The organism is Mesonia ostreae, from assembly GCF_031845265.1.
Classification (GTDB): domain Bacteria; phylum Bacteroidota; class Bacteroidia; order Flavobacteriales; family Flavobacteriaceae; genus Mesonia; species Mesonia ostreae.
In genome coordinates, this window is record NZ_JAVRBG010000008.1 from 43534 (window position 1) to 59044 (window position 15511).

Consider the following 15511-nt stretch of genomic DNA (forward strand, 5'->3'; position numbering starts at 1 on the left):
ATTATGGAAAAAGTATTGATAGCCGGAGCAAACGGAACCACAGGAAGAGAAATTGTAAAAAATTTACAAGATCATGCAAGCTATGAGCCAATTGCAATGATAAGAAAAGAAGAGCAACAAGCTACTTTTGATAATATGAACGTAAAAAGTATTATCGCTGACTTAGAAGGTGGTGTAGAGCCAGCAGTACAAGGTATTGATCGTGTAATTTTTGCTGCCGGATCTGGAGGAAAGAAAGTAAAAGAAGTAGACCGTGATGGAGCAATTAATCTTATTGACCGTTCTAAGGCGGCAGGAGTAAGAAAATTTGTAATGCTAAGCTCTATGGGAACAGATGATCCTTCACAAAACGAAGAACTACAAGAATACTTAGAAGCTAAAAAAGAAGCAGATGAGCATTTAAAATCTAGTTTTTTAGAATATAGCATTGTACGTCCTGGAGCATTAACTAACAATGAAAAAACAAATAAAATTAAAGCTGCCGAAAAATTAGGAGAATATGGAGAAATTCCAAGAAAAGACGTTGCGCAAGTTTTAGTAGATTGCCTACAGCCCAATATGCTTAAAAATAAAACTTTTGAAATTTTAAGTGGTGAAAGAGCAACTGAATTAGCCTTACAAGAAATCAATCAGGTTTCTTAGTAAAGAATCACTTAAAGAAAATAGCCTTGTAAATTTTACAAGGCTATTTTTTTATTTAAAAGCATCATCTTTAGGCTCCCATAACTCAATCTTATTGCCTTCAGGATCCAAGATCCAACCAAATTTTCCATATTCAAATTCTTGCATCTCTCCTACAATTTCTACACCTTCTTCTTTTAAAACCTTTAACAACTCTACTAAATTTTCTACACGAAAATTCATCATAAATTGCTTTTGCGAAGGCTCAAAATATTTGGTTTCTTCGCCCATTGGGCTCCATTGGGTAGTACAATCATTCCCTTTTTCATCTTTCCACCAAAAAGTTTTACCGTACTCATCGGTTCCTAAACCCAAATGTTTATCATACCATTCTTTGGTTTTCTTTGCATCTTTAGTTTTAAAGAAAAAACCTCCTAGACCTGTTACTCTATTTTTCATCTTAAATTATCGTTTTATGTTTTCTTCGTAGATAGAAATCCACTCTTCCATTGACATCTTTTGTACGAGTTCGGCTATTAAATCATAAGGGATATGCTCAACTTTCTTAAAACGCACACAGCTTTTCCCCATGTCTAATTTCGTTTTTACGTGTTTGGGATATTCATTTACAAACCAATCGTGTAATTTCTTATTTGCATAAATCCCCGAATGATACAAATTAACCGAGTTTTTTTGAGAAGCAAAACTCATAAAAGGTAAAGGTTCTTCTGGCTTGCAATGATAGCCTGCAGGATAAACCGAATGTGGTACATAATATCCTATCATCCCATATTGCATCCCTTCTTCAAAACCCTTTGGTAAATTTTGTTGAATCGTTTTTCTTAGCTTTTTTAAAGCCTCTTGGCGCTCTTCTGGAGCTTCTTGAATATATTCTTCTGGTGTAGTAGCTTTTGAGGTCATTTTATACTTTTTATTCAGTAATTGGCAGTGAAATACTTGTGGGTATTTCTCTAAATTACTTTTATATCTAATCTTTCGTTATTACGCTTCCGCGGAAGCGAAAACATAAATTTAAAAAACTTGCTTGATTTTATCGACGATAACTTGAGCCAATTTCTCTTTGCTCTCTATGGTCCATCCTGCAATATGCGGACTTAACAATACATTGTCTGCTTTAATCAGGTATTGAAAAGCCTTTGGAAGAGGCTTCTTCTCACTAAAAAGATGCTCGAAAGAAGATTTTTCGTATTCTAAGACATCTAAACCAGCACCCAAAATTTTACCAGATTTAAGTGCTTCTACCAAATCTTGTGTCACCACAGATTTTCCTCTAGCCGTATTAATCAACCAAAATGGCTTTTTAAAAGAAGCGATAAAATCGCTATCAATCATATTTTCGGTAAGGCTCGTTAGTGGAGTATGTAAGCTCAAGACTTCGGCTCTTTCTTGTAATTCTTGTAAACTTACTTGTTGAGCATCTTCATTGGCAATACCTTCTTTAAGGTCATAAAAAATCACTTCACAATCAAAACCTCTCAGCTTTTTGGCAAAGGCTTTCCCCATATTTCCGTAGCCAATGAGACCTAAAGTTTTACCTTCTAATTCTAATCCACGGTTTTCTTCTCGCTTCCAAATGCCGTTGCGCACTTCGTAATCTGCTCTTCGCAAATGGTTGAATAAACTCAACACCATACCTAAGGCGTGTTCTCCTACTGCATTGCGATTGCCTTCTGGTGCAGAGAATAATTGAATTCCTTTTTGTTTGGCATAATTAGTATCTATATTTTCTAATCCTGCGCCTAGCCTTCCAATAAATTTGAGATTTGTAGCGGCATCTAAAAAACGTTGATCTATAGTAAATCGGCTTCTAATAATGAGCCCGTCGTAGTTAGAAATCTTCTTCTCTATTTCATTTTTAGTGGAAGTATAATCTTCCTCATTTTGAAAACCATAATCCTGAAGCTGTTCTAGCATTAACGGATGATTGCGATCTACGTGTAAAACTTTCATACTTATAATTCAAAAAAAGGTTCTGAAATTTCTGGCTGAATGCGTTGAGGTTTTTGCTTATGCAAATCGATAAAGCACCAAAGTGTTTTGGCTTTAGCTACCAGTTTGTGATCTTTTTTACGGTAAATCTCTGTTTTTCGTTCACATTTTACTCCGCTATAACTTTCTATCCAAGTGGTTAAAGTTAACGTGTCCCCTTCGTAGGAAGGATGTTTGTATTCTATATAATGGTTAAGCACTACCCAGCCATATTTTTCTTGTATGTGTTGTGGTGCTTTCGCTTTCCAATGTTTTTCTCCCACATCTTGTACCCATTGCAAATAGGTAACATTATTAACATGGTTAAGATTATCGATGACTTCTGGGGGCACCACAAGCTCATCTCTATAAGAAATGGGTTTCATAACTGCTTTTTATTTTCAAATGTACAACAAATTATAATTTGAGTCCAGCTATGCCTTAAAGAGAGACGTCTAGGAGTTTTTTGTAGAAAATAATTTGTTATGCATTAGGGATTGAAGCGACATCCTTTTTTTGCTTTGATAAAAGCTAAAAAAGATATAGCGTAAAGCCCGACCCGCAGGGAAATGTACTAAAAACCTAAGACAATTTTGGCGATAGAAAAATAAATAAGAATTCCGCAAATATCGTTACTAGTGGTAATAAAAGGACCCGTTGCCATCGCGGGATCTATACCTTGCTTATCTAAAATAATAGGAACAAAAGTACCTATTAATGAGGCCGTAATAATTACCGAGATTAGAGATATACCTACGGTTAGACCAAATTCAAAATTAAGGTTTAACAAAAGCATACCGCCAACAATTAATAAAATAGCTAATACGGCACCGTTAAGTAAACTTAATAAAACCTCTTTAAGCAAGCGTTTAAACAGGGACCCTCTTAAACTTTGATTGGCCAAGCCTTGCAACACAATCGCCGAAGATTGCACACCCACATTCCCTGCCATCGCAGCAATAAGGGGTACAAAAAAGAAAAGCTCACCATGTTTTTCCATAGCGGCATCAAATGTTCCTAAAACTTTTACCGAAACAAAACCTCCTATAAGCGCCAAGATTAACCATGGTAAGCGCGCTCGAGTAAGTTGCCAAAGACTGTCATCTGCCTCTACATCTTCAGAAATACCAGCTGCCATTTGGTAATCTTTTTCGGCTTCTTCCTTTATAAAATCGATGATATCATCTACGGTAATTCTTCCTACCAAGCGACCCAATTCGTTGATGACAGGAATGGCTTCCAAATCATACTTTTGCATAATTCTCGCCACTTCTTCTCCTGGCGTATGCACCGTCACATAATCTACTTTGTCTATATAAATATCGCTTATTTGAGCATCGCTAGACGCAGTAAGCAAGTCTTTAAGCGAAAGTCTTCCCTTAAGCCGATCTTTGTTGTCTACCACATAAATGGAGTGAACGCGCGTCACCTCTTCGGCTTGCTCTCGCATCTCACTCATACAACCTGTAACACTCCAATTTTCATTTACTTTTACCAGCTCTTTTGCCATTAATCCCCCAGCAGAATCTTCGTCATATCGCAAAAGCTCTACAATATTGTCGGCGTGTTCTTCGTCTTCAATATGCGAGATTACACTATGTTTGAGATCGTCAGATAGTTCTGCCACAATATCGGCGGCATCATCGGTGTCCATTTCTTCAATCTCTAAGGCAATTTCTTTAGCAGAAAGATTGTTAAAAATTTTATCCCGATCTACTTCACTCAACTCCATTAAAACCTCAGCGGTTTTATGACTTCCTAGAAGTTTGATCACATAGGTAGCGTCATCTAGCGATATTTCATCTAAAATATCGGCAATATCGGCGTGGTGTAATTCTTCTAAATGCAGCTTTAACTCCGCGTTGTTTTTCTCTTCAACGAGTTGCTCAATACGTTCTATAAGTTTTTTACTTATCTGAAACTGCATCTTCTGCTATTTTTTGGGTGAGTTCTAAAAATTGTGCGACCGATAATTGCTCTGGGCGCTGGCCAAAGATACTATCTTCTTTTAAACTGTCTGATAATTGAAAGGTTTTTAAACTGTTTCTTAAGGTTTTTCGTCGCTGATTGAAAGCAGTTTTTACCACTTTAAAAAATAATTTCTCTTCTACCGGAAGCGAATAATCTTCTTTTCTAATAAGTCGCAACACGCCACTTTCTACTTTTGGCGGCGGATTAAATACCGTTGGCGGAACCGTAAATAAATAATCGGCTTCAAAATAGGCTTGCGTAAATACCGATAGGATTCCGTAGGTTTTACTGCCTTCTTTTTCACAAATACGCTTGGCTACTTCCTTTTGAAACATCCCAGTAAATTCAGGCACTAGATCTCTATTTTCTATCGCTTTAAAAACAATTTGTGTAGAAATATTGTATGGGAAATTTCCCGTAATTGCAAAAGGTTCTCCGTTAAAAAGCGTACTTAAATCTGCTTTAAGAAAATCGGCTTCTAAAATTTCAAAATCTTTTACAGGAACTTCTGGGTGTTCTAAAGCAAAGCTGTCTTGCAGGTAGTAAATAGATTCTCTATCCAAATCCATCACCTTTACCTTTTTACCTTTTTGCAAAATATACTTTGTAAGCACTCCCGTTCCCGGACCTATCTCTAGTACATTTTCATAGTTATTGAGCGTAAGCGTATCGCCAATGCGTTGCGCCACCTCTTCATCTTTTAAAAAATGCTGACCTAGATGTTTCTTTGCTCTAACGGCATCTTGCTGCGGTTTGCCCGAAGAAAAATCTTTGTTTTTGTAAGGTTTAAATTTCTTTTTCATTGTTCGCTTACCACTTCTAACTCGGTTCTAAAGGCCACAAATTTGTCTTTAAACCTTTTGGAAGCCGCTCTTAAATCCTTTGCGTTTTCTTGATAATACGCTTCTAAAGTCACTTTATCTTTTGTAGTGTATTGCACCGAATACGTAATACCACCCATCTCCTCTTCTACCAAAACCTTAGTCATTAAGGCCTTTATAAACTTACCCGTAGCTAACATTTGAGGAATATGTTCTTCTTTCATCCATTGCAGCCAATCGTCATGGGCTTCCTCCAACACATTAATGGTAACATTATATATGTACATAAAATCTTTTATTATAATTAATGAATCGCATCTCCCCGAAGCTGCCTATATTTTTTTCGGGCTTCGTTATAGTAAATACTATCTTCGTGTTCAAAAATAATTTTTTCATAATTATTTTTGGCGTTTTCGGGATCATTTAGTTCTTCCTCGTAGGTTTTAGCCAATAAAAAATACGTTCTAGCGGCATAAATACTAGGCGGAGTAATGCTTAAAATAGCATTTAAACTTTCTATTGCTGCTTCAAAATTTTTCTGCTCCAGCAAGATTTTCGACTTCCTAAATAACGCATCATCTTCTACAGATAAGCCTTTATTTTCGGCTAGAATCTTGTCTAAAATAGCAAGTGCTTCTACCTCTTTATTTTGATACGCTAACAAATCCGCTTTAGCGAACTGCTTTAAAGCCGTATGCGTAGAGTCGATGCCTTGCATATTGTCGTTAATCAATAAATGCAATTGCAGCGCATCATTGGCGATGAGTTTGGAAGTAGCTGTTTTTAATACTTTCAACTGCGTTTTTGCCCAATCAAAATCACCTTTATAAAAACTGGTTTTAGCAATTTTAAATGTGGCTTCTTGAGCAATGACCGAGTTTTGTAGTAATTTCTGAATTTGACTGTAGTAAATAAGCGCTTGGTTAAATTGCTCTTGCAGCACCAAAATATCTGCTTTTACAAGTTTAGTTTGTGCTTCTTCATAGCGGTTGATTCGTGAGTTTAATAGCGCTTCTAATTTCGCTAAAGCGGAAGTTTTATCGTCTTGCTGAAAAGCTAAAAACTTTACATATTGCAATTGAATAGGAAATATTTCCGTGGGAGTTGCTTGGGCAAATTCAGTAAACACTCGTTGAAATTTTTCGTCAATATTTTTATATTCTTTTGGTGTGGAATGGTCTATTTCTAACTGCAAAAGTGCTGCTTGGGCTTCTACTTTTCTAGATAAAATCTCTTCGTTTTCAATAAGGTAATCAAAGATTTCTCTGGCCGCATCCAATTGATTTTCTTCTTCGGCCAAATTAGCCAACTCAAACATAGGCCGCATATTTTTTTGTGGTGACCTTACGTAAATCGCTCGCTCTTGTACAAATGCTTTTTGATATTCTTTTTGCTGTGTAAACAACCAGCTTAGCAACGCATTATACATCACATCTGGTTTTTGCTGATTTTTTAATAGTAGAGTTTTCCGAAGTATTTGGTTGGCTTCATTGTCTTTATCTTCATTTACAAATTCGGCGAGATTCCGCTTAATCGCATAGAGGTATTTTGGTTCTTCTTCAATAAGCTTGAGGTAACTTTCAAACATTTTGTCCAACTTCCCTTTCTCTCCATAAATCCTTGCCAATTCTACAGAGAAGTTAGCATTGCTTTTATCTTTTAAAGCCGTTTCATAGGTAATAATGGCTTCATCTAATAAATTATATTGCTGAAAAGATCTTCCCACGGCATACGCGTACGCGGTCGTTTTTTTAACCGTTGCGATGGCTTCTTGATAATTCTCTTCTGCTTTATCTGACTTATTTTGCAGTTGGTAATTGTAACCTAAATCAATCCATAAATTGGGATAAATCACATTTCCTTTTAACTCCTTCAACAATATTTTTTCTGCAGCTTGGTATTCTTGAAGTTCTTGATACGTCGCCACTAATTGCTTAATATTTCTTACGTCTCGCGGATTTTTATCGTAGATTTTTTGATAAATCGCCTTTGCTTTTTCATATTCCCCTTGATCAAAATAATTATTCGCCAAGGCTGAAGACTGTGAAAAGCCTACAGAAACTATAAAAAAGAATAGGAGTGTAACTAAAAAACGCATCTTGCTAAGATAGCAAAATGCGTTTAAATATGGTTTTTTAATTTTTTATCTTTCCTAAAATAGAGATTAGAATTTCTTTAATCTATCATATCAAAACCTGTATAAGGTACTAAAACCTCTGGGATTTTAATTCCGTTTGGGGTTTGGTAGTTTTCTAGAATTCCTGCAATCACACGAGGTAGTGCTAATGAACTTCCGTTAAGGGTATGGATAAGCTCTTTTTTACCTTGGTCATTTTTGTACCTGACTTTTAATCGGTTGGCCTGAAAAGTTTCAAAATTAGAAACCGAAGAAATTTCTAACCAGCGATCTTGACCCGCAGAAAACAACTCAAAATCATAGGTTAAAGCTGAAGTAAATCCTAAATCTCCTCCGCATAAACGCAAAATTCTATAAGGCAATTTCAACTCTCTTAAAATACCTTGAATGTGTTCTGTCATCGCATCTAAGGTAGCATAAGAATCTTCTGGTTTTGTTAAATTTACCAATTCTACTTTATCAAATTGATGTAAACGGTTTAAACCTCTTACGTGCGCTCCATAAGAACCCGCTTCTCTTCTAAAACATGGCGTAAAAGCAGTACACGCGATTGGCAATTGGTTTGCTTCCAACAAATCTCCTCTAAACATATTAGTTATTGGCACTTCTGATGTCGGTATTAAATACAAATCATCTTCTTGCATGTGGTACATTTGCCCTTCTTTATCTGGCAATTGCCCTGTTCCAAAACCAGAATCAGCATTTACGGCTAGTGGCACTTGGTATTCTGTATAACCCGCAGCTATGTTTTTATCTAAGAAATAAGTAATCAACGCACGTTGAAGCCTGGCTCCTTTTCCTTTATATACGGGAAAACCTGCGCCGGTAATTTTATTACCCAATTCAAAGTTGATGATGTCGTATTTTTTTGCCAACTCCCAGTGTGGTAAAGCATCTTTCTCTAAAGTTGGGATTTCTCCTTCCTTAAAAATTTCTTCATTATCGTCTTCAGTCACTCCTGCCGGAACTGACTCATGCGGAACGTTGGGAATCGTATAAAGAATTTCGTTTAACGCATTAGAAACTTCTTGCAGCTTCTCTGTTAATTCTCTTGACGTCTCTTTTAAGTTTCCGGTTTGTTCTTTTACTTTATTGGCTTTTTGCTGCTCCCCGGATTTAAATAAAAGCCCTATTTCTTTGGATAAGCGGTTAGACTCTGCCAAAGTTTCGTCCAACTCGGTTTGAGTCGTTCTTCGGGTTTCATCTAGTTGCAAAACTTCTTCAAAAAGGGCTTCTGCCTTAAAATTTCTTTTTGCTAAAGCTTTGATATAAGCTTCTTTGTTCGCTCTAATTTGGGCTACTTGTAACATAGTATGTTCAATTTATATAACAATAACGTTTTTACTTCCGCTTGACGGAAATAAAATAAAGCGTCAAAGTTAAAGATTTGAATTAAGATTTACTGCTCTTCGGGAAGTAAAATCCACTCGTTGTGGAAGAAATAATCCCATTTTGCCGAACCTAGATCTACCGAACTGTCTGTAAGTTGTTCATAAGGACCGCGATTAACACTTATTTTAGCATCTACAAAAACAGAAACATCTTGGCCTTTTGCTGCATATTCTTTCTTTAAACGCTGAGCGAATTGCCAAATAGCATCGGGTTTAGCGCTTACCGTGCGCAATTGTTTTTTAGAAAGATAATCTGATTTTTTTATGATGGTACTTTCTCCCGTGTTTTTATCTACCACCTTAAATGTACTTATTCCGCTTTTGCTTCGTAACATCATACGCCAACTTAAACGGTGACCCTCTTCTGTATGCAACACATCTCCTCTAATAAACCAATGCCTTAACGGAAGACTTATTTGGATAACAAACCAAGCAACGAAAAAAGCTTTCATTAATCCTGCCCTAGAAGGCACTAAAACTTCTGCTTTATCGTAATATTCTTTTCTGATTTTGAAGCGCTTATGAATTATTTCTGTTGGAAAAAAGAATAAGCAGAATGCCAAGGATAAATACGGGAAAATTCCTATTCTAAATACAAAACTGTTAAACAAGTGAAAGAAAATCGCAAAGATAAACATGAGCGTTCTGGTTCTTTTCCATAATAATAGAGGAACTATCAATAAATCAAATAAAATCCCGAAATATATAATAGTTACGTGCGTCCATTTTTCTTGTAAAATATTTCCAACCAACCAATAATCTTTTTTGGAACGCATCAAGATTTCGGCTACGGTTCCATCCAACCAATCTGGATAAAATTTTGCAAAAGAAGCGTAAGTGTACACGATTAATAGCTGCAATATGATAAATAAATGCACCCATCGCGGAGTGGATATCGACCTTATTTTCTCGTTATTTTTGGCATCTAAAGACAAATTGGCATTTGCAGGCACCAAAAGCATAAAAAGACAAATGAGCACCAGTAAATAATAGTGATTGTTGTAACTGGATTTTTGCATGAGGTAAACGCAAGTCCACATCACGGTAAAGGCAGAAAGGCTCCAACGGTATTTATAACCCAAGGTCACCATCACGCCAAAGATACCCATGACAAAGTAATAGTAATACATTCCGTTGCCTGGAAGCGGCTGTAAAAAATCGAACCCAATGAAGTTGAAGGTTTGTTGTGGTGCCATTAACGTACGGTCAATCCAACCCGTAAATAATGCACCCCAAGCTTCTAGGGTGAGTAAAATTCCGAAGAAAATTCTAAATAAAACTAAAGCGCTGTTATCAATATGTTTAAAAAGCCACTTATTTATCATAATTAAGCTTCTTTTAATTGTTGAATGTAGGTTTTTGTTTTCTCTAGATCTTCTTGCATAGCTTCGACCAGTTGCGGTACTTCACAAAACTTTTTTTCGTCGCGTATTCTTTTTAACAACTGAATATTTAATTCTTGACCGTACAAATCTTGATCTATATCTAAGAAGTAAGTTTCTATAGTCTGTTCTTCTCCGCCAACGGTAGGATTGGTTCCTATATTCGTGATTCCGTAAACCCTAGTATTGTTTAATTGCGCTTGCACGATATAAACGCCATTTTTAGGAATAATTTTATAGTCTTCTTTTATTTCTAGATTGGCTGTAGGGAATCCTAAAGTTCTCCCTAGGCTTTTTCCTTTAATAACTTTTCCTTTCAGCGAAAAAAGACTTCCTAGAAAGGTGTTTGCTTTGTATATATCTCCGGTTTCAATGGCTTTTCTTATTTTGGTAGAACTCACCGCAACTTCTTCTATATCTTGTTTAGAAATTTCTTCTACGGTAAAGCCAAAAGTTTTTCCTAAAGCTTTAAGATCTTGAATATCGGCATTTCTATTTCTTCCGAAGCGATGATCGTAACCTATAATGATTTTTTTAGCGTTGAGTTGTTTGACTAAAATCTGCTCTACATATTCTTTGGCCGTAAGTCTAGAAAATTCTTTCGTAAAAGGATGAACGATTAGCCGGTCTATGCCTTTACTTTTAATAATTTCTTTACGTTCGTCAATCGTATTAATCAATTTTATTCCAGCCTCTTTTTGCAAAACCATTCTAGGATGCGGAAAAAAAGTAAGAATAGCAGCGTCTAGATGATTCTTCTTAGCTACATCCATTAACCGCTGAATGATTTTTTGATGACCTACATGAACCCCGTCAAATGTACCAATAGTAACGACTGAGGGCTTAATGATATCACTTAATATATTAGGCTTATTCATATTTTAACTTAATACTTTTTACTGAACCTTAAAATTACTTTATTTTTAAGGCTTAACTTAATCTACACAAAATATGAGAACAAATTTACGTCATGTTTTAGGTTTAGTAATATTTTTCTTGGCTTTTTCAGTTTCAGGACAAAATAATTATTGGACCAAAACTACAGACAAGGCATTAAGCCAATTAGAAAAAACCCGAAGAGCTTCTACACCTACTGCTTATCACCTATACCACCTAGATTTAGATGCTTTTAAAGCGGTAGTAGAACAAGCTCCTGAGAGAGGAAATTTTACTGGAGATTCTCCTGTTGTAATTGAACTTCCTATGGAAAATGGAAAATTCGAGAAATTTAAAATTGCTTCTTCTTCAATTATGGAAGAAGAATTACAAAACAAATTCCCAAATATTAGAACGTATAAGGCAGTTGGAGTAAATGATCCTACCGCTACCGTACGCTTGAGTATTACCCAATTTGGATTGCACAGTATGAGTCTTTCTGGAAAAAGAAGTGCGACTTACATTGATCCTTACACTACTAATAATGAAAATTACATTATTTATAACCGTAAGGATTTAACCAAGACTTCTACAGATTTTGAATGTCTTACGGAGAACGATATGGATCTTCCTTCCCTTAACGGAAATGCAGGAAAAATATTAGATACGGATGATAGCATTCATAGAACATACAGACTGGCACAATCTTGTAATGCAGAATACGGTAATATTTTTGCGAATGCTGGCACAGAAGTAGCCGATATACAAGCGCAAATGACTATTACGATTAATAGAGTAAATGAAATCTATGAAAGAGATCTTGCGATTACTTTAATTTTTGTGGCTAATAATGATGACATCATCTATTATGGCGCAACGAACAGTGATCCTTGGAACGGAGAATATAACAGTACCACCCAAACGGTTATTGATGCTGAAATAGGAGATGCAAACTATGATATTGGACACAATTTTAACACTTCTGGTGGTGGTAATGCAGGTTGTATAGGCTGTGTATGTACCTCTGGTAGTAAAGGAAGTGGTTTTACAGGAAGCTCTAACCCAACTGGTGATGCTTTTGATATTGATTATGTAGCGCACGAAATGGGTCACCAATTTGGTGGTTATCATACAATGAATACTTGTTCTAGAAGTGGTAGCGGACAAACGGAAGTAGAACCTGCTAGTGGAAGCTCTGTAATGGGGTATGCTGGAATATGTGCAACAAACGTACAGTCTAATAGTGATGCACATTTTAATTATGTAAATGTTAGAGACATAAGTCAAAACATACAAAACGGTGTTAGTAGCTCGTGTGATGTAGAAATTAGTATTCCTAATCAAGCTCCAGTTGCAGATGCAGGAGCAGATTTTACGATTCCTAAATCTACTGCTTACGTATTGAGAGGAAATGCTACAGATCCTGATGGAACTACAACACATACCTATAACTGGTCTCAAAATGATCCAGAAGTAGCTCCAGGAAGTGGTACGCCACAACCCACGTGGACGCAAGGTCCTTTGTACAGATCTATTTTGCCAACAGAATCTCCTAATAGATATATGCCAAAATTAGAAGATGTATTAAATGGTGATCTTACGCCAACTTGGGAAGTAACACCTTCAGTAACCAGAGAGATGAATTTTGCTTTTATGGTTAGAGATAATGGTAGTGGATTTGCCGAAGGAATTGGGCAAACAGATGCTGATTTAATGACCGTAAACGTGGATGCAACTGCAGGTCCTTTTGTAGTGACTTCACAAAATTCTACAGAAATCACTTGGAATGTTGGAGAAAACCAAACTATTACTTGGGACGTAGCGAATACAAACAGCGGATCTATTAACGCTGCCAACGTAAACATTCTTATGAGTATAGACGGCGGATTAAATTTTGATGTTATTGTTGCTGAAGATCTTCCAAATAATGGTTCGGCTTCTATAATTGTTCCTTCTGTTGGAACTATTGCAGATGCTAGAATTATGGTAGAGGCTGCCGATAATATTTTCTATGCGGTGAACGAAGAATCAATTTCAGTTCAAGAAGCAGAATTTGTGATTAATTTAGAGGAAACTACCGTTTCTGTTTGTCAACCAGATGATGCTGTCTATAATTTTACTTATAACACGTTCTTAGGGTTTACAGAAACTACAACTTTCTCTACAACAGGTCTTCCTAGCGGATTAACTGCTACGTTTACACCTGCTACTGCTACTGCAAACGATACAGATCTAAGTTTAAATATTACAGGTACAGCCGGCGTAGACGTTGGTACTTATGAGTTTGAAATTGTTGGAACCTCAACAGCGGTAACCAAATCTTTTGATGCGGTTTTAAAGGTTTTTGATGCTAGTATTGAAGCACCTAATTTATTAACCCCTACAGATGGAGAAACTGATGTTCCTGCAACTCCGGTTTTAACTTGGGAAAGCTCTGATAATGTAGAGTTTTACACGCTTCAAATCGCCACAGATACTGATTTTACTACGATTGTAGAAGAAGTAGAAGTAAACGATAACACCTATGCGTTTTCTTCGGCACAAAATGAAACCACCTACTACTGGAAAATTATGGCTAGCAATAGTTGTGATGACACTAGTTTTTCTGATGTGTTTAGTTTCACCACAACCTCTTGTGAGCTTTGCGAATCTAGTGGAACAACTCAATATGGTACGTCTATAACCTTAGTTAACTTTAATAACATCAACAATGCCTCTGGTAAACCATCGGGTTACAGTGATTATACAGATATTTCTACAGGGGTTGCATTTGGAGAATCTTATGGCTTAACGATTAATTTAAATACCGATGGAAATTATCCTCTAGGAGCTATGGTATGGATAGATTGGAATCAAAACTGTAGTTTTGATGATCCAGGAGAAGAGTACAATTTAGGTGTTGCCTCTAATGGCTCAGACATACCTACTAACAACTCTCCCATGTCTATTACTATTCCTACAGATGCGTTAGAAGGAAATACAATTATGAGAGTCTCTACTCAATTTAATGCTTATCCTACTTCATGTAATACAGGATTTGATGGAGAAGTAGAGGATTACACCTTAACTGTTGGAGAGCTTGCTACAGATGATGCTTCTCTAGCTTCTTCTTTTAGCATTTGGCCAAACCCAAATAATGGAGAGTTTAACATTAGTTTAAACGCTACCAACCCGCAACCTACAACCATACAAGTGTATGATGTGGCAGGAAGATTGGTACATAGCAGAAAAGTTGAAGCTCAACATAGGGTACAAGAAAGCATAAGCTTAGCTAAGGCTCAGGCTGGTGTTTACTTTGTGAGAGTAAGTGATAAAAACAATTCTATCACCAAAAAGATTATCGTTCAATAATAATATCAAATTAACAATGTAATGGCTCATTCAAACTCGTTCATTTTCCGTTCTATTTCCTTGTTCATAGTTTCCATAGCTACTGCTATGCAAACTAATCGCAGCGTCATGGAACAAAAATGCAACTTCGCTTTCTGTGTGACTTTACATAATTAAATTGATATAAGAACTCTAATTTTAGAATACAAAAAAGGGGAAGCAAAAGCTTCCCCTTTTTTATTTGATTTATTTTAAACTGCTAGTATTCAGCGGTTAGCTATGAATAAGTTTTGTTATCGGAAAACAAAATTTATTTACCATTAAACATATTCATGGTATTAGATAAGCCTGCGGTGCCAAAAGATTTAATCAAGTCCACCGATTTATCTAGGCGTTCTTTCATTTGTTTTTCTTCTTCCTCACCCCATTCTCCCAACACATAATCAATTTGTTTTCCTTTAGAAAACTCATCACTAATCCCAAACCTAAATCTATTGTATTTTGAAGTGTTAAGCTGCTGCTGAATATCCTTTAGGCCGTTGTGCCCGCCATCACTTCCTTTGGCTTTTAATCTTAAGGTTCCAAATGGAAGATTTAAGTCGTCTGTAATCACCAAAAGGTTTTCCAAATTTATCTTCTCTTTCTCTAACCAATACCTCACTGCTTTTCCGCTAAGGTTCATAAAGGTACTTGGCTTTATAAGAATAAACGTTCTTCCCTTAAACTTATAGGTAGCTTTATCTCCTAGCTTTACGGTTTCAAATGAAATTTCATTTTCGTTTGCTAGATGATCTAATACTTTAAAACCAATATTGTGTCTCGTGTTGTGGTATTTAGGACCTATATTACCTAGGCCTACTACTAGAAACTTTTTCATATCAGGTTCAACAGATTTAGGTTTTGCTAAAATTTTTCCGAAGAAAGAAAGCATAATTTTATAATTTCAGTAAAAATAAAAAAGCATTCCTTAAAGGAATGCTTTTCTAATTAATT

The 15511-nt window shown here is 36.1% G+C and carries 14 protein-coding genes; 2 read left to right on the plus strand and 12 right to left on the minus strand.

The window, feature by feature from the left end:
* The first annotated feature begins 3 nt into the window (after positions 1–3).
* Entirely contained in the window at positions 4–642 is a 639-nt protein-coding gene (locus RLT85_RS09235; protein WP_311401747.1) for an SDR family oxidoreductase, read from the plus strand.
* A gap of 51 nt (positions 643–693) precedes the next feature.
* On the opposite strand, the gene RLT85_RS09240 is transcribed toward RLT85_RS09235, so the two are convergent.
* From RLT85_RS09240 to RLT85_RS09290, 11 genes are all read right to left on the minus strand, one after another.
* Complete coding sequence (locus tag RLT85_RS09240; RefSeq protein WP_311401748.1) at positions 694–1080, minus strand: VOC family protein; 387 nt, start codon at positions 1078–1080, stop codon at positions 694–696.
* 6 nt (positions 1081–1086) lie between these two features.
* Positions 1087–1542: a DUF1801 domain-containing protein gene (locus RLT85_RS09245; RefSeq protein WP_311401749.1), complete on the minus strand. Its 456-nt coding sequence runs from the start codon at positions 1540–1542 to the stop codon at positions 1087–1089.
* Positions 1543–1653: 111 nt separating this feature from the next.
* The gene (locus tag RLT85_RS09250; RefSeq protein ID WP_311401750.1) at positions 1654–2592 is read right to left on the minus strand and encodes a 2-hydroxyacid dehydrogenase; all 939 of its coding nucleotides are present in this window, start codon (positions 2590–2592) and stop codon (positions 1654–1656) included.
* Positions 2593–2594: 2 nt separating this feature from the next.
* A complete protein-coding gene (locus RLT85_RS09255) occupies positions 2595–2996 on the minus strand; it encodes an acyl-CoA thioesterase (RefSeq protein WP_311401751.1) in 402 nt (133 codons plus the stop codon).
* Between the two features lie 188 nt (positions 2997–3184).
* Positions 3185–4537 carry a magnesium transporter gene (gene mgtE / locus RLT85_RS09260; protein WP_311401752.1) on the minus strand — a complete coding sequence of 451 codons (1353 nt, stop codon included), beginning with the start codon at positions 4535–4537 and terminating at the stop codon, positions 3185–3187.
* Positions 4518–5384, minus strand: coding sequence for a 16S rRNA (adenine(1518)-N(6)/adenine(1519)-N(6))-dimethyltransferase RsmA (gene rsmA / locus RLT85_RS09265; protein WP_311401753.1), 867 nt, complete (start codon positions 5382–5384; stop codon positions 4518–4520). The genes mgtE and rsmA overlap by 20 nt, the downstream gene beginning before the upstream one ends.
* Positions 5381–5689: a DUF4286 family protein gene (locus RLT85_RS09270; RefSeq protein ID WP_311401754.1), complete on the minus strand. Its 309-nt coding sequence runs from the start codon at positions 5687–5689 to the stop codon at positions 5381–5383. The genes rsmA and RLT85_RS09270 overlap by 4 nt, the downstream gene beginning before the upstream one ends.
* A 17-nt stretch (positions 5690–5706) precedes the next feature.
* Positions 5707–7500, minus strand: coding sequence for a tetratricopeptide repeat protein (locus tag RLT85_RS09275; RefSeq protein ID WP_311401755.1), 1794 nt, complete (start codon positions 7498–7500; stop codon positions 5707–5709).
* A 77-nt stretch (positions 7501–7577) separates the two neighbouring features.
* Positions 7578–8849, minus strand: coding sequence for a serine--tRNA ligase (gene serS / locus RLT85_RS09280; RefSeq protein ID WP_311401756.1), 1272 nt, complete (start codon positions 8847–8849; stop codon positions 7578–7580).
* Positions 8850–8938: 89 nt separating this feature from the next.
* Positions 8939–10255 carry an HTTM domain-containing protein gene (locus RLT85_RS09285; RefSeq protein ID WP_311401757.1) on the minus strand — a complete coding sequence of 439 codons (1317 nt, stop codon included), beginning with the start codon at positions 10253–10255 and terminating at the stop codon, positions 8939–8941.
* A 2-nt stretch (positions 10256–10257) separates the two neighbouring features.
* Positions 10258–11190 carry a bifunctional riboflavin kinase/FAD synthetase gene (locus RLT85_RS09290; protein WP_311401758.1) on the minus strand — a complete coding sequence of 311 codons (933 nt, stop codon included), beginning with the start codon at positions 11188–11190 and terminating at the stop codon, positions 10258–10260.
* Positions 11191–11263: 73 nt separating this feature from the next.
* Here RLT85_RS09290 and RLT85_RS09295 point away from each other — a divergent pair, with 73 nt between their 5' ends.
* A complete protein-coding gene (locus RLT85_RS09295; protein WP_311401759.1) occupies positions 11264–14539 on the plus strand; it encodes a zinc-dependent metalloprotease in 3276 nt (1091 codons plus the stop codon).
* Between the two features lie 289 nt (positions 14540–14828).
* On the opposite strand, the gene pth is transcribed toward RLT85_RS09295, so the two are convergent.
* Positions 14829–15449, minus strand: coding sequence for an aminoacyl-tRNA hydrolase (pth, locus tag RLT85_RS09300; RefSeq protein ID WP_311401760.1), 621 nt, complete (start codon positions 15447–15449; stop codon positions 14829–14831).
* Between the last annotated feature and the right edge of the window lie 62 nt (positions 15450–15511).